The organism is Exiguobacterium mexicanum, from assembly GCF_005960665.1.
GTDB lineage: Bacteria > Bacillota > Bacilli > Exiguobacteriales > Exiguobacteriaceae > Exiguobacterium > Exiguobacterium mexicanum_A.
Genome location: NZ_CP040676.1, coordinates 2,487,669 through 2,513,916 on the forward strand (window position 1 = coordinate 2,487,669; position 26,248 = coordinate 2,513,916).

The 26,248-nt window shown below is 53.5% G+C and carries 22 protein-coding genes; 13 read left to right on the top strand and 9 right to left on the bottom strand.

The features are described 5' to 3' along the window. Positions 1 to 40 precede the first annotated feature (40 nt). From FED52_RS13185 to guaC, 7 genes are all read left to right on the top strand, one after another. Complete coding sequence (locus FED52_RS13185) at positions 41 to 1,246, top strand: NAD(P)/FAD-dependent oxidoreductase (RefSeq protein ID WP_138860165.1); 1,206 nt, start codon at positions 41 to 43, stop codon at positions 1,244 to 1,246. 49 nt (positions 1,247 to 1,295) lie between these two features. Continuing rightward, entirely contained in the window at positions 1,296 to 1,958 is a 663-nt protein-coding gene (locus FED52_RS13190) for a hypothetical protein (protein ID WP_138860166.1), read from the top strand. 111 nt (positions 1,959 to 2,069) lie between these two features. Then, positions 2,070 to 4,154, top strand: coding sequence for an alginate lyase family protein (locus FED52_RS13195; protein ID WP_138860167.1), 2,085 nt, complete (start codon positions 2,070 to 2,072; stop codon positions 4,152 to 4,154). Between the two features lie 109 nt (positions 4,155 to 4,263). Further along, positions 4,264 to 6,273 carry a catalase gene (locus FED52_RS13200; protein WP_138860168.1) on the top strand — a complete coding sequence of 670 codons (2,010 nt, stop codon included), beginning with the start codon at positions 4,264 to 4,266 and terminating at the stop codon, positions 6,271 to 6,273. 145 nt (positions 6,274 to 6,418) lie between these two features. Continuing rightward, positions 6,419 to 7,603, top strand: a complete 1,185-nt coding sequence (locus FED52_RS13205) for an MFS transporter (RefSeq protein WP_138860169.1) — start codon at positions 6,419 to 6,421, stop codon at positions 7,601 to 7,603. Between the two features lie 110 nt (positions 7,604 to 7,713). Then, positions 7,714 to 9,771, top strand: a complete 2,058-nt coding sequence (locus FED52_RS13210) for a PAS domain S-box protein (protein WP_138860170.1) — start codon at positions 7,714 to 7,716, stop codon at positions 9,769 to 9,771. 199 nt (positions 9,772 to 9,970) lie between these two features. Continuing rightward, positions 9,971 to 10,954, top strand: a complete 984-nt coding sequence (gene guaC, locus FED52_RS13215; protein ID WP_138860171.1) for a GMP reductase — start codon at positions 9,971 to 9,973, stop codon at positions 10,952 to 10,954. Between the two features lie 30 nt (positions 10,955 to 10,984). On the opposite strand, the gene FED52_RS13220 is transcribed toward guaC, so the two are convergent. The 4 genes from FED52_RS13220 to FED52_RS13235 are packed head-to-tail and all read right to left on the bottom strand — an operon-like array spanning position 10,985 to position 16,224. Next, positions 10,985 to 11,422 carry a GNAT family N-acetyltransferase gene (locus tag FED52_RS13220; protein WP_167491862.1) on the bottom strand — a complete coding sequence of 146 codons (438 nt, stop codon included), beginning with the start codon at positions 11,420 to 11,422 and terminating at the stop codon, positions 10,985 to 10,987. Further along, positions 11,422 to 12,282 (bottom strand): MBL fold metallo-hydrolase, encoded by an 861-nt coding sequence (locus FED52_RS13225; RefSeq protein WP_138860173.1) that lies wholly within the window; start codon positions 12,280 to 12,282, stop codon positions 11,422 to 11,424. Before FED52_RS13225 ends, FED52_RS13220 begins: the two co-directional genes overlap by 1 nt. Continuing rightward, the gene (locus FED52_RS13230; protein ID WP_138860174.1) at positions 12,269 to 13,027 is read right to left on the bottom strand and encodes a P-loop NTPase family protein; all 759 of its coding nucleotides are present in this window, start codon (positions 13,025 to 13,027) and stop codon (positions 12,269 to 12,271) included. The genes FED52_RS13225 and FED52_RS13230 overlap by 14 nt, the downstream gene beginning before the upstream one ends. A 14-nt stretch (positions 13,028 to 13,041) precedes the next feature. Next, complete coding sequence (locus tag FED52_RS13235) at positions 13,042 to 16,224, bottom strand: EAL domain-containing protein (RefSeq protein ID WP_138860175.1); 3,183 nt, start codon at positions 16,222 to 16,224, stop codon at positions 13,042 to 13,044. 153 nt (positions 16,225 to 16,377) lie between these two features. Here FED52_RS13235 and FED52_RS13240 point away from each other — a divergent pair, with 153 nt between their 5' ends. Continuing rightward, positions 16,378 to 16,689 carry a hypothetical protein gene (locus FED52_RS13240; RefSeq protein ID WP_138860176.1) on the top strand — a complete coding sequence of 104 codons (312 nt, stop codon included), beginning with the start codon at positions 16,378 to 16,380 and terminating at the stop codon, positions 16,687 to 16,689. A 41-nt stretch (positions 16,690 to 16,730) separates the two neighbouring features. On the opposite strand, the gene FED52_RS13245 is transcribed toward FED52_RS13240, so the two are convergent. Next, positions 16,731 to 17,723: an LLM class flavin-dependent oxidoreductase gene (locus FED52_RS13245; RefSeq protein WP_138860177.1), complete on the bottom strand. Its 993-nt coding sequence runs from the start codon at positions 17,721 to 17,723 to the stop codon at positions 16,731 to 16,733. A gap of 272 nt (positions 17,724 to 17,995) precedes the next feature. Between FED52_RS13245 and FED52_RS13250 the strand changes: the two genes are divergently transcribed. Continuing rightward, positions 17,996 to 19,372, top strand: coding sequence for a YjiH family protein (locus FED52_RS13250; protein ID WP_138860178.1), 1,377 nt, complete (start codon positions 17,996 to 17,998; stop codon positions 19,370 to 19,372). Between the two features lie 72 nt (positions 19,373 to 19,444). Next, complete coding sequence (locus tag FED52_RS13255) at positions 19,445 to 20,104, top strand: C39 family peptidase (protein WP_138860179.1); 660 nt, start codon at positions 19,445 to 19,447, stop codon at positions 20,102 to 20,104. Here the strand turns inward: FED52_RS13255 and FED52_RS13260 are convergent. Then, positions 20,092 to 20,901: a hypothetical protein gene (locus FED52_RS13260; RefSeq protein WP_138860180.1), complete on the bottom strand. Its 810-nt coding sequence runs from the start codon at positions 20,899 to 20,901 to the stop codon at positions 20,092 to 20,094. The two genes, FED52_RS13255 and FED52_RS13260, sit on opposite strands and share 13 nt — an antisense overlap. 95 nt (positions 20,902 to 20,996) lie before the next feature. Here FED52_RS13260 and rluF point away from each other — a divergent pair, with 95 nt between their 5' ends. Beyond that, positions 20,997 to 21,707, top strand: a complete 711-nt coding sequence (rluF, locus tag FED52_RS13265) for a 23S rRNA pseudouridine(2604) synthase RluF (protein ID WP_138860181.1) — start codon at positions 20,997 to 20,999, stop codon at positions 21,705 to 21,707. Between the two features lie 28 nt (positions 21,708 to 21,735). Here rluF and FED52_RS13270 read toward each other — a convergent pair whose 3' ends face one another. After that, complete coding sequence (locus FED52_RS13270) at positions 21,736 to 22,155, bottom strand: hypothetical protein (protein WP_138860182.1); 420 nt, start codon at positions 22,153 to 22,155, stop codon at positions 21,736 to 21,738. Positions 22,156 to 22,270: 115 nt separating this feature from the next. On the opposite strand from FED52_RS13270, the gene FED52_RS14025 reads away from it, so the two are divergent. Further along, positions 22,271 to 22,402 carry a hypothetical protein gene (locus tag FED52_RS14025; RefSeq protein WP_276610413.1) on the top strand — a complete coding sequence of 44 codons (132 nt, stop codon included), beginning with the start codon at positions 22,271 to 22,273 and terminating at the stop codon, positions 22,400 to 22,402. 36 nt (positions 22,403 to 22,438) lie between these two features. Further along, positions 22,439 to 22,597 (top strand): hypothetical protein, encoded by a 159-nt coding sequence (locus FED52_RS13920; protein WP_167491864.1) that lies wholly within the window; start codon positions 22,439 to 22,441, stop codon positions 22,595 to 22,597. Positions 22,598 to 22,646: 49 nt separating this feature from the next. On the opposite strand, the gene FED52_RS13275 is transcribed toward FED52_RS13920, so the two are convergent. Together FED52_RS13275 and FED52_RS13280 are read right to left on the bottom strand one after the other, a co-directional pair. Continuing rightward, a complete protein-coding gene (locus FED52_RS13275) occupies positions 22,647 to 25,271 on the bottom strand; it encodes a S8 family peptidase (protein ID WP_138860183.1) in 2,625 nt (874 codons plus the stop codon). 220 nt (positions 25,272 to 25,491) lie between these two features. After that, the gene (locus FED52_RS13280; protein WP_034780427.1) at positions 25,492 to 26,241 is read right to left on the bottom strand and encodes an SDR family NAD(P)-dependent oxidoreductase; all 750 of its coding nucleotides are present in this window, start codon (positions 26,239 to 26,241) and stop codon (positions 25,492 to 25,494) included. Positions 26,242 to 26,248: the final 7 nt, after the last annotated feature.

The following is a 26,248-nucleotide window of genomic DNA, read 5'->3' on the forward strand; positions in this document are numbered from 1 at the left end:
GGGATTAAGTAGAAGATGCTGATTATCGGAGGATGACGTCATGGAGATGCACAACGGGAACTTATATTGGCCGACCACAGAATCGGAACAGATCGTCTTACAAAAACCAATCAAGAAAGAGCGCTACGACGTACTCGTTATCGGCGCGGGCATGTCGGGAACGCTGACAGCCTATACACTTTACAAGGACGGTGTCGATTTCGCCGTCATCGACCAAGGGAAAGTCGGAGCCGGGAGTACGGCAGCGAACACAGGGCTCATTCAATACTCGAACGACATCATGTTGCATGAACTCGCCGAGCAAATCGGTGAAGAAGACGCCGTCCGTTTCTATAAACTGTGCGCCGAGGCGGTTGATGCGCTCGACGAGGTCGCCGAGACGGTCGATGCCAAAGACGTCTATATTCGACGCGATAGTCTTTGCTTTGCCAGCAGTGAGGCAGATGTCTCCAAATTGAAACGGGAGTATGAGATGCTGACGAAACATGGGCTTCAAGCCGAATGGCTCGACCGGGAGGCGTTACGCGCACGCTATCCGTTCGACAAACCGGCCGCCTTGATCACGAACGGGGACGCCGAGGTCAATCCGCTCACACTCAGCCGCCAAGTCGTCCGTTACTTGTCGACACAGGACGTCCCAATCTTTGAAGAGACGGACGTTACGGAAGTCGTCGCCGACGGAGACGACTGGCTCGTGCTGACTCCAGCAGGAACGTTCAAGGCGGGCCACGTCATCTTCGCGACCGGCTATCGCCCGGCCCCGCTCCTCGACACGCATCGAATCGAACTCAACCGTTCTTATGCGATTGCGACGAATCCCGTCCCTGATTTTAAAGAATGGGATGGCCAGGCGCTCATTTGGGAAACGAAACGGCCGTACCTCTATTTACGGACGACCGTCGACGGCCGCATCATCGCCGGCGGGCTCGATGAAGAGAAACCAGAGACACCGCATAGCGAGGCGCTCATTCAAAAACGGGCCGAGCGGTTGCGCCAAGAAGTCGAGGCTTTGTTCCCGATGTATGATTTGACAGTTGAATACGCCTGGGTAGCCTTGTTCGGTGAGTCAATCGACCAACTTCCCTTTATCGGGGAACACCCGGACCGCCCCAATCTCTTTTATTTACTCGGATACGGGGGAAATGGAACGGTGTACAGCATGTTAGGTTCTAAAATTTTGAGTGAGCTGGTTCGTGGGATCGACAGTCCCGATTCTCGAATCGTACGGCTCGACCGCACACGTTAATCCCCTGACATCAGGGGATTTTTTATACATAAGAATTGGAGTGATTTAAATGACAACGAAACGTAAACCGAAATGGGTGTATCGTCTAAGGCGCAGTCTTCTCTTCATCCCCGCCATGATCTTGACCGCCTATGTCTGGCCGCATGAGTCTATCGAGGAGGAACGCGATGGCACGATCACCCGAACAGAGGCGACACATGAGGAGGGACGCTATACGATCGAGGCGAGGCAGGCCGTGAAGGAAGACGAGGCGGTCCGCTATGCATATGACGTTATCGTCCACGGCCAACCCGACGTCGAGACACTCCAATCGATCAGCAAGGATGTGATCGACGAGGTGGCCGTACAAGACACGTTCCAAGCCGCCCTCATCCGTTTTTATGACCACGAGGCCTATATCGGTACAGAATCCCCGCTCGGCGAGGCCGTATTTGCGCCTGGTGGAGATTGGAGCCTTGCTGATACGGTAAAAGCCGGTTCTTATGAAGACATGACGTTCGGGTGGCAGTTGAAAGAAAAAGAATGGGGCACGCAACTTTCGGACAAGGAAGCACGTGTCTGGCAAGCATGGAATCGTGTCTATGAAGCGGAACAGTCGGACGATCCTGACTTGAAAGCGAAGGTGACCCGCACCATTTCCACGAAATACGACTTGAATCCGGAAGCTGTTCAACAAATTGTATTAAAGCAGAATGTTTGGGCCGCTTTATAACCTGAATCCTCCAGAAAAATACATCGAATTTTCCTTTCTTTGGCTAAATATATAATTGTATACTAATTGTATACACGTAACTGGTTGAACGGCCAAAGAAAGGAAGACGTTATGAAACGATTGATGATTTTGTGGGTGCTGTTGTTCGTGATGGGTTCTACTATGACGCCACAGTCCGCCGTGGCCGCGACGACACCCCCTTATGAGGTGAGCGTCCCTTCCGGCACAACGCTTTATCAATTTGTCGGCAAGACGCTCAAGCCGAAAGCGACGTTGCGAACAGCAAAGCGGTTCAAGGCGCTCAGCACGTCCGGTTATTACTATAAAGTCCAGGACGGAAGAACCATCTATTACGTGAAAAAGAAAGCCGTCAAACTAGTGGCGACAAACCTGTCCTTGACGACGTTTTCTGGTTCGACCTATGCACGTCTGACCCACGAATATATGCGCTCGCTCACCCGCGGCCAGACGCCGTATTACTATGATGAGTTGACAACCAAGACCGCCGTCATCCGGGCTGACGCAGCGATGAAAGGGAACTGGTATATCCCCTCCCCGCCCTATCAGCTGCGCGTCCCGAACATCGATACATACCGCTTCGACGTCAGCGTCCCGGAGGTCGACTCGAAGTCGTTCAAGTTCCAAATCCATTACTTCACGACGTTGAACCAGTTGACACAAGCATACGCCGCGACCGGAAACACTGAGTATCTCCGTTACGGAAAGCGGATCGTAACGAGTTGGACCAAGCAATATCCGGCTGGGAACTACAAACGCTATCCATGGCCGTATCACGACCACGGCACGGCGATCCGGACGTTCCATCTGCTCAACTTCTGGAACGAGTTCCGCTCGTCCACGGTCAACACCGACCCAGCGTTCTCGCAACTGTTCGCCAAGACGCTCTATGAGCACGCGACGCTCCTCGCGACACCGAGCTTTTATAAGCCGAACAATAACCATGGCATGTTCCAAGACATGGCGTTGACCGCTGTCGCGGAGACGCACCGAAGTTTCTATCGTTCATCGTCATGGCGTTCGCTGGCAACGAACCGGCTCACACAGCAGTTGAACCATAGCTTGAGCACGGACGGGGTCCACCTTGAGCACTCACCGTTCTATCAGATTTATTTATATGACACGCTCGCCCGTTTCAACGACTGGGCCGCCGCTAACCGGTTCGCCTTGTCGAGCCGGATGGGAGACGTCAAAGACATGCCTGGTGCGTTGACGTATATGTTGAAGCCGAACGGGACACTCCCGATGTTCGGTGACACCCCGTCCATCGTTCACCGTCCGGACGCGATTCCCTATGTCGAGCGTTATTCACACTTGTATTATGCGATGACACAAGGGAGATCTGGGGCGCAACCGTCGACACGGGTCGGCAAGTTGTCGAACCAGTACGCGTTCTTCCGTCAGCATTGGGGCGGTAATGCCGGTCCGTTCCACGACGCGGTCCAAGTGATGATGACGGCCGGCTATCACAGCAACATCCATAAACATGCCGACGATTTATCGATCGACCTTTACGGTTACGGACGCGACTTTATCGTCGAGAGCGGTCGTTACGCCTATACGAATCGACCCGAACGAAAGGTCGTCATGCAGGCAGCGGCCCATAATACCGTCCATGTTGCCGGACAGAACTTCAAATTGACGCCGAGCAACTTGCGACGCAGTCAAATCACTTCGGTCGGCGCTTCATCGACACAGTGGACGGCAGCCGGGACGAGCGGACTGCTCGGCCAGGGGATGACGCACACCCGTCGCCTCGCCTACGACCGCGACGGAACGGTGCTCGTGTACGATGACATCACGAGTCCGACCACGACCTCGTTCGTCCAGCGGTTCCATCTTGGGACCGGTTTGAACCGAGTCTCGAGCGGAAGCCGTCATGCCATGTTTAAAGACAACCAGAACCGCTCCATCCACTTGTTGCAACTCGAGGTCGGCACGACCCCGAAAGTCGCCGTCGGTGCGAGTTACGTGTCATACCGAGATTATGACTGGCAACGCCGCAATCAAGTCGTGACGACAAAGCGCGGCAAGCAAGTCGAGTATTTGACGCTGATTCATATCGGTGAAAAGACGACGAAAATCACATCCGCCACGGTCCAGACGACGGCGCGCCACTATGTCGTGCGCTACAAACTGTCGGACGGCAAGACGAAAACCCTATCCATGTTACGCTAACCTCCATTTTAAAAATGGGGGTTTTTTCTCGGTCGGTTAGGGAAAACTCGTTAAGTAGGCCAAAACGTGGCTTACAGCGCGTGTGCATACTTAAAGGGGAGGCAATAACATGGGGAACAAGAAGGAAGAGCAATTAAAACAACATATGATCGATAACGAGCAGCAAGCCGGGCTCACGACGAACCAAGGTCTAAAGATGGCGGAGGATGAGTTTTCGCTCAAAGCCGGGCGACGCGGACCGACGCTCATCGAGGACTTCCACTTCCGTGAGAAGATGACGCACTTCGACCACGAACGGATTCCTGAACGCATCGTGCATGCGCGCGGCGTCGGGGCCCACGGGGAGTTCCAAGTGTACGAGTCGCTCGCTGACTATACGAAAGCCGACTTCTTGAACGACCCGTCGAAAGTGACGCCTGTGTTCGTCCGCTTCTCGACGGTGCAAGGCTCACGCGGTTCTGGGGACACCGTCCGCGACGTCCGAGGCTTCGCGACGAAGTTCTATACGGATGAAGGGAACTATGACCTTGTCGGGAACAATATGCCCGTCTTCTTCATCCAAGACGCCATCAAATTCCCAGACCTCGTCCATGCCGTGAAACCGGAACCGCACACGGAAGTGCCGCAAGGCGGCAGTGCCCACGACACGTTCTGGGACTTCGTCGGTCAAAACCATGAGGCGGCTCACCACGTGATGTGGGCGATGAGCGACCGCGGCATCCCGCGCAGCCTGCGCATGATGGAAGGGTTCGGCGTGCACACGTTCCGACTCGTCAACAAGGAAGGCAAGGCACATTTCGTCAAATTCCATTGGAAACCAAAACTTGGCGTCCATTCGCAAGTGTGGGACGAAGCACAGAAGGCGCTCGGGAAGAACGCCGACTTCCACCGTGTCGACTTGTATGAAGCAATCGATAAAGGCGATTACCCGGAATGGGAACTCGGGCTTCAAATTATCGCCGAAGAAGATGAGTTCAAGTTCGACTTCGATATTCTCGATCCGACGAAACTTTGGCCGGAAGAAGACGTGCCCGTCAAACTCGTCGGCAAGATGATGCTCAACCGCAACGTCGATAACTTCTTCGCCGAGACCGAGCAAGTCGCGTTCCACCCTGGCCACCTCGTGCCTGGGATCGACTTCTCGAACGATCCGCTCCTGCAAGGACGCCTGTTCTCGTACACTGATACCCAGTTATCACGTCTTGGAGGACCGAACTTCCATCAACTCCCGATCAACAAACCGGTCTGCCCGTTCCATAACAACCAGCGCGACGGCATGCATCAGATGGCCGTCCATAAAGGACAGACGAGCTACCACAAAAATGCGCTCAACAACAATCAACCCGAACCTGTTCCAGCCGAGCAAGGTGGGTTCGAGCACTATCAAGAGAAAATCGACGGGCACAAGATTCGTGGCCGAAGCGACAGCTTCCTCGACTTCTATTCGCAAGCGAAGCTCTTCTATAACAGCATGACCGACGTCGAAAAGCAGCACATTCAAGACGCTTACAGCTTCGAGCTCGGCAAATGTGAGTCGGACATGGTCAAAGAGAACGCCGTCGATTTGTTGAATCGCATCGACCGTCACCTCGCCTCTGTCGTCGCTGACAACTTAGGCGTCGAGCTTCCGGACGAGAACAATGAAGTCGTCTCGGACAAGACCTCACCGGCGCTCAGCATGGCCAATACAATCGCGAAACCGGACACGAAGAGCGTCGCCGTCCTCCTTGCCGGAGACGTCGATGCCGCGCAAGTGAAGGCGTGGGTCCAGGTGTTCGCTGACAACAAGGTCAATTACAGCCTCGTCGGGAAGAAGTCGTATACGCTCGGCGACCTTAAAGTGAAAGAGACGTATGATACGGTCGATTCGAGCCTGTTCGATGCCGCTTTCCTCGTCAGCACAGCGACCTCGGTCGAGGACGACGTGCTCGAATTCATCGAGAACACGTATAAGCACTTCAAGCCACTCGCGCTACATTTGCACCACGATGAAGTGCTCGACCGCTGCCGGGTGAAGACAGATCAACCAGGCGTCTACACGTTCAAACAACATAGTCTCGATGGTTTCGATACGTTTATCGACGGCATCGCGCAAGGACGGTTTTGGGACCGTCAATAATTGCTCGACGTAACCGATTCGCTTTAGCGAATTGGTTTTTTGATTGGAATGCGTCTGTTCGGACAAACCCCTCTTCGTTTGTTATACTGCTTTAGTTATGTTTATTAACTATTTATAATCAAACGGAACAGGAGGCGGGCTGCAGATGCATTTGACCGCACAAAAACTATGGACGAAAGATTTTCTCATCATCTCCCTCGTCAACTTCTTCTTGACGCTTATCTTCTTCTTACTAATGGTAACCATCGGCGTTCATGCCGTTTCCACATATGGGGCTTCGACGAGCGAGGCCGGGCTTGTCACCGGCATTTTTATTATCGGGACGCTCGTCGGGAGACTCTTCATCGGACGCTTGATCGATTCGATTGGACGGCGTAAGACGCTTCTCATCGGTCTCACCTTCTTCACGGCGACAATTTTGCTCTATTTTATCGACCTCGGCGTTGGCTTTTTACTGTTCACCCGCTTCGTTCACGGTCTCGGAATGGGACTGTCGAGTACGGCGACCGGAACAATCGTCGCCCAGGTCATCCCCGGCTCTCGAAAAGGCGAAGGCATCGGCTATTACAGCATGAGCTCGACGCTCGCCACCGCCATCGGCCCGTTCGTCGGCTTGATGATGAGTCAGTACACGAGCTTCTCGGTCATCTTCCTAACTTGTCTCGTCGTCGGACTCATCAGTCTAGGAAGTGCCTTGTTCGTGAACGTCCCTGAGGCCGACAATCCGGAAGTTGTTCGGGGCTTGTCACTGAGTGCCTTCGTCGAACCAAAGGCGTTGCCAATTGCACTCATCATTGGCGTCGCGGCCCTCAGTTACTCGAGCGTGTTGTCTTATATCAATTTCTATGCGAGTGAACTCGATCTCGTGGAAGCGGCGAGTATTTTCTTCCTTGTCTATTCTATTACGGTCCTGATCTCGCGGCCGATCACCGGGCGCCTGATGGACGCGCGAGGGGCCAACATCGTCATGTACCCGGCCATCGCCTTCTTTGCGATCGGCATGCTCGTCTTGAGCCAAGCAAACAACGCAGTCATGCTGTTACTCGCCGGGGCGCTAATCGGATTAGGATTCGGGAATATCCAATCCGGCACACAAGCGATCGCCGTCAAAGCGGCGTCCCCTCACCGGATGGGCATGGCCACGTCGACCTTCTTCATCGCCTTGGACGCGGGTCTAGGATTCGGGCCTTATTTTATTGGCTTGCTCATTCCGTTGACCGGTTTTTCAACGCTCTATCTGTTGCTTGCCGGCGTCGTCTCCTTTACGTTGTTCCTCTATTACTTGATGAACGGTCGCCACGAGCGATCCGAAATGAAACAAGCTGCCTGACAGGACTTTTTACAGTCCTGTCTTTTTTAGAATGTTCACACATTTCATCGTCACTTACGGTAATATGAGAATGACGCGCCGAAAAGTTTTTGATTGAAATGAGGGACATGATGCACGCCGACCAGACAATCCAACACTATTCCTCCGTCCTCCTCCGAACGTTCGACAAAATCTCTGATTTTGTCTTCTTCATGGAAGTGGACGGTTCAACTTATCGCTATATATTTGTAAACGAGCCGGGGAAGCAGGCGATCGGCTGGACAGATGCCGATATCGGGAAACGTGTCGAGGACATGGTCCCGCCCGAGACAGCCGCTCTCGTCACACGACATTACGAGGAGGCTGTTCGGGAACGAAAGAGTATCGTCTTCGAAGACTACCGCCTGGCCGAACCTTCTTACTCGGTCCAACCCGTTTCACATGAGATTCAACTACCGGTTCATTACTACGAATCCGAGGTGACCCCGGTCTTCGACGAGGCAGGCGTCTGCACACACGTCATCTCGGTCGTCCGTGAAGTGACGGAGCGGAAGCGTCGTGAACTCGAACTGTCGATTCTGAAAGACCAGCACGAGTCGCTCCGGCGCTACTCGCCGCATGGCATCTTCGTCCTCGATGACGCGTTTCGCGTCCAATCGGTCAACCCCGCTGCCACGCAAATCACGGGTTACGGAGAAGATGATTTGTTAGGCGAGTCATTTTTAGCATGGTTGCCAGAGTCAGAACGAATGCTCGTCGACGACGGTCTCCGCTTTGCCTTGTCCGGCACCCCGCACAAATACGGGATCACGGCGCTTCAAAAGACCGGGGATCTCCTCGACTTGGCCATCTTGAATATTCCGATTGAAGTCGGAGGCCGAATCACGGGTCTGTTCGCCATCATTATTGACCATACTCCGGAGAAAAATGCCGAGCGTGCGACCCAAGAGAGCGAGCGTCGCTATCGCCAACTGATCGAGACGATTCCGGAAGGGATTATCGTTCATAAAGACGGCGTCATTCTATACGCCAACGCCCTAGCGCTAGAAACGATCGGAGAGACGAATATCGAGTGCGAATCAATCTTTAAATTTGTCGCCTCGGAATTTCATGAGACGACAAAGGCGCGCCTCCAAGCCTTACGGCAAGGTGATCCCGTTCAAGACACGGAAATCGTGCTCCTCACGCCGACAGGACGAAGACTACATATGGACATCGGCAGCCTGCTCATCGATTACGAAGGCACGACTGCCGTCATGACTTTGTTGCGCGACGTCACCGAAAAGCGTGAGATGGAGCGCGCCCTGCACCAAAGTGAGACGCAATATCGCCTCATTACGGAGAACATGAGCGACCTCGTCTGTATCCTCGAGCGTGACGGTCAAGTGCGCTACGCTTCGCCGTCCCACAAGACCGTGCTTGGATATGCGCCCGAGCTTTACGAGGGTAAAAATACGCTCGACTTCATCCATCCGAATGACGTCGAGTCCGCGAGACGACAACTCGACACGATGACAGCGTCGAGCGAATCGCTCACCCTCGAATTTCGTCACCTGCACCAGGATGGACGTTGGATTTGGCTCGAGACGAAGATTCAAGCGATTTACGACGACGTCGGCCAGCTGCTCCATTATTTGACGGTCACGCGGGAGATCATGAAACGCAAAGTATTAGAGAAACAGCTCAAGCACCTGGCTTACCATGACACGTTGACCGACTTGCCGAATCGGCGCTACTTCCTCGCCTACTTGGAAGAGACATTGGTGCGATTGGATGAAGAGGACGAGTCTCTCGCCATCCTCTCGCTCGATATCGACTGTTTCAAACAGATTAACGACACACTCGGACATGACATCGGCGACGAACTGCTACGCCAATTCTCTGCTCGCCTGACCGATGTCCTGCGAAACCAAGACGTGATCGCTCGCTTTGGCGGCGACGAATTTTCGGTGCTCATCCGTTACACGGAATCCGATGCGCCGAGACGAGTGGCCGAAAAGCTTGTCACCGCGCTCCAACTTCCGTGGTTAATCGAAGGACATACGTTCGTTACAACCTCGAGCGTCGGGGTCGCCCCTTACCGACCAGGAACGTCGACGAAACAATTGCTCAAACACGCCGATTTGGCACTATATGAAGCCAAGGCCCGTGGGCGAAACCAATACGTCGTTTTTGAAGACTGCTCCTGAGCGGTCTTTTTTCACGTGAAACACAGAAGACAGTACCTAAACACGAACATTAAAGAAGATTAACCAACGATTATCAAGAATTTTTATCTTTTATCGCTATATCCCTTTGACATATGCTCTAATTTACGTTACATTACCGAATGGACGAAGTATTTATCATTCAACGAATCTAATTGTTCGTAAATAGGAGTGTGACAACATGGATAAAGTATTTGATTATGAAGATATTCAATTGATTCCCGCAAAATGTATCGTCGACAGCAGGTCTGAATGTGATGCGAGCGTGACGCTTGGGGGCTTTACGTTCCGACTTCCGGTCGTGCCTGCCAACATGCAGACGATCATCGATGAGAAAGTCGCCTTATCGCTGGCCGAGAACGGTTACTTCTACATCATGCATCGCTTCCATCCAGAGACGCGGCTCAAGTTCATCGAAGACATGCATGGACGCGGGTTGTATGCATCGATTAGCGTCGGTGTGAAAGAGGACGAATATCGTTTCGTCGAGATGCTTGCGGAAGCCGGGCATACGCCGGAGTTCATCACGATCGATATCGCGCACGGTCATTCGAACGCGGTCATCCGCATGATTCAACACATCAAACACCACCTTCCAGGCTCGTTCGTCATCGCCGGCAACGTCGGGACCCCGGAAGCAGTCCGGGAACTCGAGCATGCCGGGGCGGATGCGACGAAGGTCGGTATCGGACCGGGCAAAGTCTGTATCACGAAAATCAAGACAGGCTTCGGCACGGGCGGTTGGCAACTCGCCGCGCTCCGTTGGTGTGCCAAGGCGGCGACGAAACCGATTATCGCGGATGGGGGCATCCGGACACATGGCGACATCGCCAAATCGATTCGCTTCGGGGCATCGATGGTCATGATCGGTTCGCTGTTCGCTGGACACGACGAGTCTCCGGGTGAGACGTTCGAACAGGATGGGAAATTGCTCAAAGAATACTTCGGGTCGGCTTCTGAATTCCAAAAAGGGGAACGGAAAAACGTCGAAGGCAAGAAAGTGTTCGTTGAGCATAAAGGGGCGCTCCAAGACACGTTGACCGAGATGGAGCAAGACCTCCAGTCGGCTATCTCTTACTCGGGTGGGGACAATCTCGATGCATTGCGCACCGTCGATTACGTCATGGTGAAAAACTCAATCTTTAACGGGGATAAAGTATATTGAAAAAAGGCGACTCACACGAGTCGCCTTTTTTCAATCAGCTGTCAGTTGCTTCGTCATCATATAGTAGTCCGAACCCGGCGGATAATCACGGAGCACGCCGGCGATCTCATAGCCGAAGCGCTCATAAAACGTCTTCGCCTGAAACGAGAACGTCGTCAATTTGACGCGCGTCGCCCCGAGGTCACGCGCCAACCGCTCCCCTTCCTCGAGCAGGCGGCTCCCTAGGCCTGTTCCCGTATGTTCTGACGCGACCCAGAGTCGGTCCAAGTCGAACCAGCCCCAATAGACGCTCCCGAACAACCCTGCAATCACGTCCCCGTCCTGCTCCACTTTCAGCTGAACGACCGGGACGTCCGCGTTGCGGATCCCACGATGGTGCACCGAGTGGGTGTCATTGAACATCCGCAATCGACTCGTCAAAAACTGTTGAAACGCTTCGTCCTCATCGTGTATCCGTATGATGTTCATCACGCTTCCTCGCTCGAACCGTTCACGAAGAACGAGATCAACTCTTGTACTTCTTCGTCGACGGTCCGATCTGTCAGACGTTCGTATTGAGCGGTCATCACCTCTTTATTTCCTGGGAAATCGAGAGTGATTCGGGCCAAATGGCGTAAAATGTCTCGGTCTTTCTCATATTCGGCACGAGTCACGACTTGGCCATGCGACCAGACGTACGCCTCGGCCTCGAACTGATCGAGTACATCTAAAAGACGTAATGTCCGGGTCGGGGTCATTCGCCAAGACGGCGCGTACAAGTTCGCATAGAGGGCATCCCCTAAAAACAACACCTTTTCCTCTGGTACATAAGCCACGACTGCATCGGCAGCGTGATCTCCACCAACGTGCTTCAGAATGACGTGTACCCCGCCGAGGTCGAGGGTGAGCGTATCATCGAACGTCAGCGTCGGTAAGACGACGCGCATCGATCGCTCTTCTCCATATTCGAGTTTGATCGCTTCCGCGCAAAACGCGATCTCGCTTCCGTCTTCGACCCGTTCGGCTAAGGAAGCATCGTCCCACGCATAGGGCAGCAATCGTTCCATCCCGGCTTTTGTCGCCGTGCTTGCGATGGAGACGGTGTCGGTCAGCGCCGACAATCCAAAGATATGATCCCAATGCCAATGCGTCAACATGACGATTGACGGTCGTTTGATGCCCCGTTTGGTCAAGGCATCTAGAAATAAAATCGTGTGCGCCTCAGAGTTCCCCGCATCAATCATGAGCGTATGGGTATCTCCGACGACAGCCCCTAAAATGGGACGGTCGGTCTCCGCGACTGGGTCCATATACCAAAACCGTTCCGAATGCCGCTTAAGTGTCTGCATGATTGACCTCCTCTTTGCTCCGTAACACGTCGAGCGCTTCGAGTGCCCCTCGCTCGTCATTGCCGAGGCGAATCGTCCGGACCGGCAAACGCTCTAACAAGCTCAATTCACGCCGTTGCCGGTCTTTCAACAGTTGAATCGTCCCTTCGAGCCCGCCCAATCCGTTTGCCTGAGCGTAAGCGCGAGTCGTGTAATACTCGACGAAACCACGTTGCCACTCTGTCGGCCGTTCCGCATAGACATCGCGAAACACGGTCGGAACGTCGACCGTCTCTAAATAGACGACGGTCGGGTCGAGCGGGGCCAGTAAATCTGCCACCTTCTCGATATAGGCTTCAATCTGCTCGTTCGGGACGTCTTGGGCCACCATACCGATCGTGAACGGATTTTGCAGGAAGGCACATTCGAATACGTACGTACCGTCCTCTCCCTTGACCCGCTCCACGAAACGACGCCAACGGCCGATCATCAGTTCAACATGTATATCGAACGGCAGCTCATAGACGTCGACTCCAGAACGACGTTCGTTCGGACGATATCGTATGAATCGACCTGTCCCATCTTGATCGATGACCTCGCCTTCCGTCATACCGTCTGCTTCGACCCAATAGACGTCATGAACATCGACCGGATGTGACGCATCGATTTCCGAATAAAACGTATAGCCCGCTGTCGCAGCGATTGTTTCCGCAAACGTCGTCTTCCCGCTCCCTGGTAATCCTTCAATCAGCCATAATTTGCTCATATGATACCTCCGTATCAATTTTCTTGATGGGAGTCGTACACGTAATACCCATCCCCACCGCAATTTTTAGCGACGTACATCGCCGCATCCGAGTGATGAATCATCGCATCGAGCGAAGCGTGGTCTTTCGAACAAGCGACGCCTATGCTGGCCGACAACCGCAAGGACAAGCCATCTCCGACGTTCATTTCCTGGGAAATGAGAAGATTCAACTCCTCAAATCGGTCTGCTCCAACTATTTCTCGTTCCGCATCGATGACGATTAAAAACTCGTCGCCTGCGAAGCGATACGCCTTCCCGTCATACGTTTGACCGAACGAGCGAATCCGTCGTGCCGTCTCGATGAGCACTTCGTCCCCAATCAGATGACCGTAGGAATCGTTTACTTGTTTAAAATCATCCAAATCGATGAACAACAGCACGACCGACTGCTTCCGATTCATCTTTTGTCTCATGTCGGTCATGAACGAGTGCCGGTTCGCCAGTTTCGTCAAACTGTCTTGGGTGATGAGTTCGATGACTTCCTGATGCTTACGTTCGCGCCGAATCTCGTTCTCCATCCACCGGGTCACGAGCAATATCGTATCCGTCATCTCGTTGATTGTCGCTGCGTCGACGACGTCGTTCAAGCTGCCCTGTTCGGCCAAGAACACGACCCAACCGAACGTCTTGCCATCATTGGACAACGGCAGACTGATTATCGAGCTAAACTCGATTCCATCGATCACAAGTTCGGCACGACCTAATTTTTGGTGCCCGATTGTCGTCAAAGCATGAAGGTGTTGCAGGGCATCACTCGTCCAGTCGAGCTTGCCTTCCCCGTCCTCGGATAAGACGCGATGTTTCGACTCCGTCGAGAAAACGACGGCGTGGGAATAGCCGATCCAGCCGCGGAGCACTGTCTGAATCCGTTTTAGTTTATTGCCAAACGGTTCATGAAGCGCCGTCACCTCATACAGCGACTCGAGCGTCTGTTGACGTTGGGCCTGGGCCCGTGTCTGTTCCGTCAATTCGATTTCAGCCATGACCCAACGCGCGAAATCTTCAAGCGACTGCAACGCTGCCTCGTCAAACGTGCGAGCTCGTTCGTCCGTCACACAAAGCGTGCCGATGACATGTCCGCTTCGCGTCGTGAGCGGAACACCGGCATAAAAACCGAGGTTTTCAAGCAACGGATTGTTTGTCCCGGCCTCAGACGTCTGCACATCCTCGATGACAACCGACGATTGGCCAGTCACGACGCGGTCGCATAATGTCCATTCCCGATCCACGTGTGGGCTCTCAAGCACCGGACCCGCACAGGACTTGAACCATTGTTGGTCTGTCGTCAAAAACGAGATGAGCGCGACCGGCATGTTCAGCGTGCGCGCGACAAGTCGCGTAATCCGATCATAGCGCTCCTCTCGCGGAGTGTTTAAAATCTCAAGGCGCAGAATCGTCTTCAAACGCTCGGCTTCTTGCTCATCAAGTACCGTCGACGGAGAAGTCGTGGCCAACTCGAGTTGCCGCAGCGCCGCATGTTGATAGACGAGCGCATCGAGCGCCTGTTGGAGATCATTTAGCGGGAGTGGACGACTGAAGAAATACCCCTGAATCTCACCACAACCGAGCTGTTCCATCACCCGGTACTGCGCTTCCGTCTCGACCCCCTCGGCCGTGACCTCTAAATTCAATTTTTTAGCGAGTGAGACAATCAATTTGACGATTTCATATTCTTTCAGGCCGTTGTCTTTATCTAATTGACTGATGAATGAGCGGTCGATTTTAATGCCGTCAATCTCAAACATCTTCAAGTAATTGAGGGAAGAGTAGCTGACGCCGAAGTCGTCAATCAACACGCGAAAGCCTTTCGTTTTCAAATAGTCGACCGTCTGAATGCCAAGGAGCGGTTCTTGCATAAGCGTATGTTCCGTGATCTCAAACTCGAACTGTTCTGGTCTCAACCCGTATGTCGCGAGCACCTGTAATAACTGTTTGATATAGTCTTGCCGAAACAACACCGGGGATACATTGACCGCGACACGTCGCCCTGCAAACAGGTCCGGTTGCTCGATCATGTCACGACAGACACGGTCGAAAACGAACCCGGTAATGTCTTCAATCAAGAGCGACGTTTCGGCAATCTTAATAAACGTTTCCGGTGAGACGTTACCGAGCGCCGCACTATGCCACCGCACGAGCGCCTCAAAATGAACCATCCCGTCCTGACAGCCAACTTTCGGTTGATAGACGACGCTCAGTTCATCTGCTTTCAGTCCCTTGATGAGTTCCATCTCAATCGTCATCTCATCGATATAATGTTGGACGTAATCGTCCTTTTCGTACACTTTGATGATTTGCTTGCCCGCTTGTCTCGCTTCGAGGAGCGCCGTTGACGCATTCATGATGACCCGGTCGGCGTCCTCGCTCCCCGCGCTGATTCCGAGACAACCGGATAAAGCGAACTCGGTCTCGGCCACTTGGTACGTGTACGCTGCGATGGCCGCTAGCAATCGCTCCCCATGTATCGTCGCCGTCTCGATTGAGGTGTAAGGCAACACGGCGATAAAATCTTCTCCGTCCACGCGCCCGATAATCGAGCCTTTCGGTAACAAGTCCGATAAATGGCGCGTCATCTCTTTAATCAGGCGATGAGATTGTTCCACGCCTTGCAAGGACAAGATGATTTTAAACCGGTTGATGTGCAACCGCATGACGCTCGTCACTTCCGCTCCTTCTCGTTGCGTGAACAGCTTCTCGAGCTCGAGCTTCACTTTCATCAAGTTCGGCATCCCGGTCAAATAATCGATGTTCTCGATGCTGCTCAATAGCTTCATCTCTGCCTCTTCCGATAAATCGGTCGTCAGCCCTAACACATAACGCACGTTACCCGCCTCATCTTCGAGCGGCATGAGGACCGATGATGCGAAGCGGGCCGTATTGGCCTCGATGTTCATCTGCGACATGAAATAGACCGGTGCCTTCGTCGCGACGACTTCGTCATAATGCCCGATTAACTCGTTGGCGACATCGACCGCATACATATCATGTAAATACAAGCCACTCACATCGTCCGGGAGCGAGGACGCCAGTTTCCCCTGTTCACTGACGCGTGCGTACCGATATCCCTCAGGCGTCACTTCCATCAAAAACACCATCCGGTATAATTGAACGAATACGTCAAACAAATAGTGCGGATCGATCTTCATCTGCTGCATACTGTACCTCCAGGCAATCTCCGTTTCTTCTAGTTTAGTGGTTTTAGCCGGTCTTGTTCACGAAACCGTTTAAAAAAAGGGGAAGACATTTTTAACGAGCGGTCAATAATCGGGTATAGATAAATAAACGTCACAAAAGCGAGGTGAACCATCATGCTCAGTCGAAACGTCACCCCACAGACACGGCCTGGAAAATGGTCGGTCCTCTTGTTGCTTGCGGTGTTCTTGCTCTTACTCCTGTCTGCCCTCATCGTCCAATCCGCTCAACCGTTCAACGTCGACACGTTATTCGACAACACGTGGGCGACCGTCGTCTCGATGTTGGCCATCGCCGCCGCAGTCGGTGCGTTCGTCGTGGGGGTGTATACAATCTTATGCAATCACGAACGTTCGGTCGCCGTCTTTTTTACCGTCTCGCTCGGTGGGCTTGTCGCTTTGTTCGTGCTCATGCAACTGTTCCTCTAACTGACAAACGCACCTTTCCATTAGGAATAGGTGCGTTTTCGTCAGAGAAGTTCTTTGGCGAGCAACCGATAGACGTTCAAGCGGCTCTCTTGTGTATGCTGGATACTGCAAATCATCGCCTCGTCAAATCCATAATGGGCCGATTCTTCCTGCAGTTGCGTCGCAATCTGCTTCGGTGTCCCGACGAGGTGGATTTTCCGGTTGTTGGCGATGTGAATCTGATCGATCTCGGTGAGCGGATAGTCGTGGGCCGCCTCCGGGCTCATCAATTGACGGAGCTGGCCTTTCATCAAGAACAGGCGTGATAAGTCTGACGGGCGCGCCAAGTATTCAGCTTCTTCTTCCGTCTCTGCCGTCGTCACGAGATACGTGACACTGATGTCCGGCTTCTCCATGAATGCGGACGGGGTGAAGTGCTGACGATACGCGTCGAGCGCAGCGACACTCAGTTCCCCGTTAAAGAATTGGGCGAACGAGTAGCCGAGCCCCATCCGTCCTGCTTGGATGGCGCTGTTCCCGCTCGACCCCAGGAGCCACGCCTCAGGCAGCGTCACACCAGTCGGAGCGGCCGGCGTATTTTTATACCACCGTTCCTCTGGCGTCTCATCATTGATGAGTTGGAGTGTCGTCCCGAGCTTTTCATACAGGCCGTCCATCATCGGTTTTTGGCCTTGTGACATCGCGTAGATGGCGTTGGCGTCCCCGCCCGGTGCCCGGCCGACCCCGAAATCGATGCGTCCCGGCGCGAGCGCACTGAGCGTCTTGAACACCTCGGCCATTTTAAGCGGAGAATAGTGCATCATCATGATTCCACCTGACCCGAGACGAATCCGTTCTGTTTTCGCCGCAATGTAAGCCGCGACGACTTCCGGGGCCGAGCTGGCGAACGACATTCCGCCGTGGTGTTCGGCCATCCACATTCGGTAATAGCCGAGTTCTTCTGCCAATTGGGCCAGTTCGACCGCACTTTGTAACGCATGTTCTGACGTATGTCCGGATGTCACCGGCGCTTGATCCAATACACTTAATCTCATCTGTATCGCTCCGTTCCTAAAGTATATATGGTGAATATCTCGAATTTGTAAGACTTGCCGTCATCATACTAAAGTGAGCCGGAGAATACGAATAGTTCGCTCTTGATAACGCTTTCTTTTTTCAGAAAATTACAACGAGTTGTTGCCTGCTCGACGTTCCCTTCTCTATAATGAATGAGAAGAAGCTATTCCTTCATAGCAATTCACGCAACGCACGATGGGGACGTGCCAGTGAAACGCAAACTATACGTTCGGGGAAAAGGGGTAATTGAATGAATCACACACCAAACCGGTCCGGTCATGATGGACCCACATTCACATCAGCAGATTACATGAAATTCATCATTCCATCGTTAATCGGGATTCTGTTCTTCATCGTCCCAATCCCGTCTGGTGACGGGTTCACCATTCCGGTCGCCTATTTATCGAACTGGTTGATCGATTTGATTGGCGACTTCGTACCGACGATCGCCGTCATCATGATGGGCATCTCGGTCGTCGGTTCACTGATCACGTATGCGGTCAAACCGGCATTCATTCTAGAGCGCCCACACATGAACACGTTGTTCAACGTCACACCGTTCTGGTTCGTCATGCGCGTCATCGGGTTCATCGCCGGCGTCATGACGCTACTCGTCATCGGTCCCGAGGCGATCACGTCCGAGTTCACGGGCGGACTGTTGTTATATGATCTAATCCCGATTTTGTTCGCGACGTTCTTGTTCGCCGGGATGTTATTGCCGCTCTTGTTGAACTTCGGATTGCTCGAATTCGTCGGGACGATGCTCATCAAAGTGATGCGCCCGCTGTTCCGTCTCCCGGGCCGGGCCTCGCTCGATGCGCTCGCATCTTGGGTCGGAGACGCCACAATCGGGATTTTATTGACGACGAGACAATATGAAGAAGGCTACTATACGAAACGAGAAGCCTCGATTATCGCCACGACGTTCTCCGTCGTCTCAATCACGTTCACGATCGTCATCTTGTCGTACATGAAGCTCGACGCCTATTTCCCACATTATTATGGCACGATCATCCTATCCGGCATCGTCGCCGCGCTCATCATGCCACGCATCTATCCGTTGTCACGTAAGCCCGACACGGCTTATGAGAAGACCGAATTGAAACCGGAAGAACCGGTGCCGGCGAACGTCCCGATGCGCATCTGGGCACTGCGTCAAGCGCTGCTCAAATCAAAATCGAGTAAAGGCGCCGGCGCCACGTTCAAAGACGGGTTCCAAAACGTGCTCGACATGTGGCTCGGCATTTTGCCGGTCGTCATGGCCGTCGGAACGATTGCGCTCGTCATCGCCGAGCACACGTCATTGTTCACGATTCTCGGCAAACCGTTCGAACCGATTCTCATGCTGTTGCAAGTGCCAGAAGCAGAGGCCGCGGCCCAAACGATGGTCGTCGGGTTCGCCGATATGTTCTTACCAGCCGTGCTCGGCAGCGGCATCGAGAGCGAGTTGACGCGATTCGTCATCGCCTGTGTGTCCGTCACCCAGCTCATCTTCATGTCTGAGGTCGGTGGATTGTTGCTCGGCTCAAAATTGCCAATCTCGTTCTTCGATCTCGTCCTCATCTTCTTGTTGCGGACCATCATCACGTTACCGATTATCGTCGGGGTCGCCCATCTCATCTTTTGACGACGACACGCCCGTTCTCTCATTCCAGAGGACGGGCGTTGTTTGTATAATAAAGAAAAAGGGAGGTGCGTCATGGACGAACATTACGCCGGACAGCTCGAAGTAGCGAAGAAAGGCTACGCTGGAATCATCGACCCTGAGGCATACGTGAACGACCGCTATCACGGCCATTGGACGGTCAAAAGCGAGAAGCGCATCAGCGGGGTTCCAGTGTTGCTTCAAAAAGCGTTCAACGGGGGCAAGAACAATTGTACGCTCACCTCGATGACGGCCGTCTTTCGTTATTACCGTGACCAAGGCTATGACCAAATCCCAGAGGACGTAATCGAGATTCAACGAGACGCTCGTGAGATTGCGCTCGCCCATCAGTTCAAAGACGAGAAAGGCACACCGCCGACTCGAATCAGTACAATCGTCACGAAACTATGGGCCCATTACGGCTACAAAGGGCACAGCAGCTCACGTTATCTATGGAAATGGTCGACGTTCGAGCGCGAACTCGAGTCCGACCGCCCTTTCATTCTGAATATGGCGAACGGGTTTTATAAAAATCACTCTGTCACTGGGATCGGCTATATCATCTTCCACAAACCCGGCTTTCCCGACGTTATCTTGCTCGAGGTGCTCGATAACCGCTCCCGCGACATCCGCTATATCGATTTCAACGAGTTCAACTTTTGGGGCAGTATCACACGCGTTCAGCCGCCAAAGCTTGACGTTCAGCCAAAATAACGACGAGCGCTCGCTTCGATGGCCGCTCCGATTCGGATCAGATGCTCCCGTTTCGCATACGAGCCATGGTGGAGCCCGAACGCGTCTCGACCGTTCCCGAGACCGACGAACACTTCGGACGGTTTGAAATGCAGTCCGACCATCGGGACATGGAGCGTCGCATGATAACCGAGCTCGAACCGGGCACTTGGATACGCGTCGAGCCGTTCATTGTGCGTGAACCCATTAAATGCCGCACAGTTATCCCGCCCCAGGACGATCAAACGGGACGGGGTCACATAACGAATCGTCCGTTCGAGCAAATCGAGCGATGTCGGGTGCTCCATCCACTGGCGTCCCGTCCGCAATTGGCCCATCTGACGCGACGTCGCATATTTGAAGAAGTCGATATGGAGTGCCGACCCATCGTAGAATGAGCGTCCCATGCCCTCAAGCAGAGCCTCGAGCTTCGCCCCGCCCGGTTTGCCGAACCAACTCGTCGTCGCCCGTCCGCCCTCAAAGTAAGTCGCAGCATAGTCAAGCGTCGCTTCGAGCGCACTTTCATCTTGTAAGTAGGTATCGAGTGATTCGTCACGCCAATAGAACTTTTGCGATTCCCCACTTCTGACGGTGCCGTCCCGTTCGTAAAATTCGCCGCGCGACGGGTTCGTCCCGATGGTGAGCCATTGTTCCTCCGTCGGTCGCCCGTACCATAGAACCGGGGACGCCCCATCAATCAGCTCTGCCTGAAACGACGACGTCATGAGCGCTTGTTGAAATCGTATCGCGTCTTGCAATAGCAAACGTGCCTGCTCCATCATGCCACATCCTCTCTACTCGGTCGTTTCCCGCTTTCAGGCACCTCTAAAATACGTTATAGTGAGAGGACGAAGCCAAAAAAGGACGTGGATCTATGCGTATCAACAAATTTATCAGTGAATCCGGCAAGGCGTCCCGCCGCCAAGCCGACCGCCTCATCGAAGAAGGACGGGTAACCATCAACGGGAAGAAAGCGAAAATCGGGGACCAAGTGAGCCCAGGAGACGAAGTGCTCGTCAACGGTTCGGCCGCGCGTGTCGCACGAAACAACGTCTATATCGCCGTCCATAAACCGGTCGGCATCACGAGCACGACCGAGAAAAAGGTCAAAGGCAACTTGGTCGACCTCGTCAACCACCCGCTCCGCATCTTCAATATCGGCCGTCTCGATAAAGACTCGGAAGGGCTCATCTTGATGACGAACGACGGTGATATCGTCAACGAGATCCTTCGCGCAGAGGGTGAGCACGAGAAAGAATACATCGTTTCGGTCGATAAGCCGATCACCCCGGAGTTCGTCGAACAGATGGAAGCCGGCGTGAAAATCCTCGGGCAGAAGACGTTGCCGTGTAAAGTCCACCAACTGTCGAAGTTCGATTTCAACATCACGCTGACGCAAGGTCTCAACCGCCAAATCCGTCGCATGTGTGAAGTGCTCGGTTACGAGGTGTACCGGCTTCAACGCGTACGTGTCATGAACATCACACTCGGCAAGCTCCCGCCCGGACAATGGCGCGATCTGTCGAAGAAAGAGCGCGAGCAGTTGTTCCGCGAATTGAACTACGAACCGAAAGAATGGTATTGAAAAGCAGCCTGAGACGTCTCAGGCTGCTTTATTCTTGTCGGAGCGAGTCGACATGGTCGGTCTCACGACGGATGAAACGTTTGAGTTGAGCGCTCAGATCATCGAGCTGCCCCATCGTCGTCTCGAACGAAAAGGCCGCCTGCATATCCCCGCCATCGCCTTTCATTTGTTCGACCACGGCGTTGACTTGCACGGTCCCTCTCGCATTCGCCAGTTCGAACGTCAAGGAGACGTGGACGAGCGGAACATTGAGTCTCCACGTCTGGGGTGACTTCCCGTTTCGTGCATTGAACGCGGATAACGTAGAGACGAGCGCTTCGATATCGGATGCGGTGACATACTCGTCCACCGTGACCTTGCACCATTTTGCTTTTAACGTCAATGCCACATTCATTTCGAGCGCATCCTCCCAAACGCGTCTCATCTTGAACTGTTCGACCATAGCCATCCCTCACTCTCTCATTTCGACTATATCATGTCGTTTCAACGAAATTCGTCAACTTTTCACCAAAACGGGAATAGTCCTATACAGATGATTTTGTAATGAAAAAAGGTGAATCGTCATGAATGGCGCCTTGTTCCCACACACCTCGGTCGGCAAGTGGTCGATTATCCTCATCGGCTTGTTCCTCGCCATGTACGTGCCGTTCCTCCTGCTCGATAACTTCGATACGACCTTCCACTCGACGCTTTAGAGCGACAACGCCGCGAACATGCTACGGCTCAGCTACATGACCACATTCTTCGTCCTCGGGCTCGGAGCGTTCGTGACCGGATGGTGGGCCATCTTGAAACAAAAAGAGTACGCCGTGCTCGTCTTCTTCGCGGCCGTTCTCGGCTCCGGACTGTTCGTTTTATTGGTCATGGAGCTCCTCGGTATCCTCGAGTAGAAGGCACAACAAGGAGTTCGCTGCGGCGAACTCCTTGTTTCATGTGTACTTATTTGACGACGACGTGTTTCATCTGACTCGCGCGACCTTTCGCGTCCTCGATGTGGATCGAGAGGCGCTCCCCTTTTTTAAGGGTGCGTGTCTTCGTGACGAACGTTCCCGTGAGGCCGGTCGTCCCTTTTCCGATGACTCGGCGCTTCGCGTCTCGGACGATGACCGTCATTCCCGCATCCGCGCGACCCGATACTTGCTTCGCGTTCGCACGTGGTGTCGAGACGGTCGGTTGTTTCGCACGGGCACCTTTCACAACGAGAAGGCGTTCGCTCGAGACGAGCTTCCCGTTGCTATAGACGACCCGGAGAACCGTGCCTGCTTTTTGAGCTCCGATGTTCAATGCGACACGAGCTTGTTTCGATGTTCCGGTCGCGAGACGTTTCTCGCCGTTATAGACCGTCACTGTCGTCCCGCTCTGCACGCTAGCAGCAAACACCGTCGAATTGTCACGGACGACGCCTGGCTTGGCGTAGAGACGTAGCATCGAAGCTGCATGGTGCACATTAACCTTGCCATAGCCGCTGATGTAGTCATAGTTGAACGGAAGTTCTTCTTCCGAGTCTTCCATGAAATAATCAAGGCCGTCTTCATAGCTCATTCCACCTGTCGCATCCCCGCCAGAGAAAGCAAGCGGCTCTGCCGTACGATGGAGCAATTGGCGAATCTCTTCGACTTTGAGTGCCGGACGTGTCGATAGCAGTAATCCAACGACGGCCGAGACGTGTGGCGTCGCCATACTCGTGCCGTCCATATAGACGACGTTACCGTTCGGGACGAGGCTCGCGACTTTCGTGCCCGGTGCCACGACATCGACACCATAGCCATAGTTCGAGTAATCTGAGACGATGCCGAACGTGTTCGTCGCACCGACCGAAATCGTATACTTCGATGAAGCTGGGTACGACAGGCTTGAATCGCCATCATTCCCCGTTGCCGCCACGACGACGACACCGCGGTCATAGGCGTACTTCAACATGTAGCCGATCGTCCGGCTCTCGCTGCCGCCAAGGCTCATGTTGATAACTTTCGCACCAGCATCGACGGCATATTTGATTCCGAGCGCGATTTGTTCCGTGTCCCCAGAACCGCTCGCGTCGAGCACTTTGACTGGGAGAATCGAGACAGCAGGCATCATCCCGCGCATCGATGTCCCGTTGTTTTGAATCGCACCGATGACGCCGGCCACGTGTGTCCCGTGTCCGTGATCGTCAAGCGCGCTGCCTTCCCCGTTCGGGTCGACAAAATTTTTCTCGTTGGCGATGTCGACACGTCCTTTGAAATCAAGGAGGCGATAGTCGACACCCGTATCGAGGACGGCGACTTTCACCGAACGGACCGGCAATTTGAGAGCCTCATACGCATCGATTCCGATTCCAGCTTCCTTGAATGGCTGCAACACCGATTTCGAGTTGAGTGACCATTGATAGTCGTAACTCGTGTCGGCCATGAACGCTTGATACGTCTGGACCGGCTCGATGAATTCGACGTTCGCGTCACGCTCGAGCGTCGTCTTGGCCGTCGCCTGCGTTTTCGTGCTCGCCGACTCGACATCGACGACCGCGAAGTGGTCACCTGGGCGACCGATATCGATCTGCTCTGCCGAGACGTTCGATAACGCGTTCATCTTGCCGAGCGACTTGCTCGGTGACGACTTGTATTTGACGATATAACGCGGGGCATCATCAATTTCAATCGATACTCCGAATTTGACCATCACATCTTGAAGCGGTGTCCCGGCAAGTGTACCTGTGCCGAGTTTGGCTGCTACTTTGTTTACTTCTGCCTGTAACGCGGTCGGGACGTTTGTCGTCACGAAGGCCTGCAAGCTCTTGATGGCAGCCTCATCCGCTTTCGTGAGCGTGTACGCCTTGCGGTCGACGAGCGCGTTCATGAGTGGCTGTAGCGCCTTCAAATCATTGTAGGCTTGTTGACGTTTGGCTCCGTCTTTCACAATCGCTTTGATCAAGTACGGAGACGTGCGATAGTACAAGGCGGCCAAATCGTTCCCGGCCTCAGACTGCGACAACACTTCCGTCTGAATGCGACGGATGAGCTTCAACATCGAGTCGCGCTCCGGCGTCGGATTCAAAATCGACTCGACGGCGCACATGCCGGCCTCAGTCTCGATGTTCTCATATTTGACCGGCAATTTGACCGGGTTGTAGACGAGCTTGATGTCAGACGCAGCGGCCTCCTCCGCGTCTTCTGTCATTGGAAGGTACTCCACTTTGATGTAGTACGGGCCTTCCCATGCATACGGGAGACGAATCGTCGCCGCCTGTTGTTCTTCCTCTTGTGTCGCGCTCGAACGATATTGTTCGAACGTCTCATCTTTCGCTGCCATGTCGGCGCTCGGATAGACCGAGATGTTCGCGAGTTTTGTTGACTCGAACTGGATTTCCATATGTGTCATCGATGACGGGGCACCCCGCTCCATCTTGAACCAATATGTATTCGTTGCGTCCGTCCCGGTCTCAAACGCGACCTCCACTCCCGGGCTGAGCGTCTTCGCATCTTGCATGCCCGCTCCTGCATCCGCGCTCACGTAGGGCGGGATCAAGGCCAAGACGAGCATGAGCACCGTGACGAATGATAATACTTGTTTCCATGTTGCTTTCATCTGTTTTCCTCATTTCTACATGTCCATAGCTACGACCGACGGATCCGTCAATTCATGTATACGAGATAATGGCTTGAAGGTTCCAACAATTAACTCCAAAAAATCACTTCATTTCATTATTTTAGGAAACGCTCAATTTGTCTATCTTTAATATGGTTTTTCGAAAAATAATATGAAAAAGGTCAGAGGAATTTCCTCTGACCTGGACAAATGATTTTTCTTATTTGGCCGTGACACCCCCGTCGACGGGTAGTTCGATTCCGGTGATGTGGTTCGCCTCGTCCGATGCAAGGAACAAGACAGCCGCAGCCACTTCCCCCGCCTGACCGAGATTCGGCAAAGCGATTTGATTCAGGAAATGCTGTTTATAGTCCGGGTGCTCCATGTGCGGCGCGCTCATCGGCGTCACGATATAGCCCGGATGGACCGAGTTGACGCGAATATTGTGCTTCCCGTAATCGACGGCCGCAGCCTTCGTAAGTGAGCGAACGGCCCCTTTTGAAGCCGTATAGGCACCTGCCCCGGCCATACCGGTGAGCGCCGAGATTGACGAGATGTTGACGATTGAACCGCCGCCATTTTGCTCCATGAGCGGGATGGCATACTGCGTCCCGAGCATGACGCCATCGATATTGATTCGATACGTCCGTGACCAGTCGTCCTCGGTCTGTTCCAAGAACGGTTTTGCAAGCGCGATGCCCGCATTGTTGACGAGAATATCGAGCTTCCCGCACACCGATTGCACTTCATCATAAATTCTCTCCCAATCACTGCGCGAAGTGACGTCGTGCTGAAGCGCGAGCGCCTCTCCTCCGTTCGCCCGGATCGTTTCGACGACACGTGTCACCGCGTCTACATTGATGTCTGTCGCGACAACCGTCGCTCCTTCGCGTGCGAACAGTTTGGCCGTTTCTTCACCCATACCGCTGCCTGCCCCCGTAATGACCGCTACTTTCCCCGTTAACCGCATTGTTCCA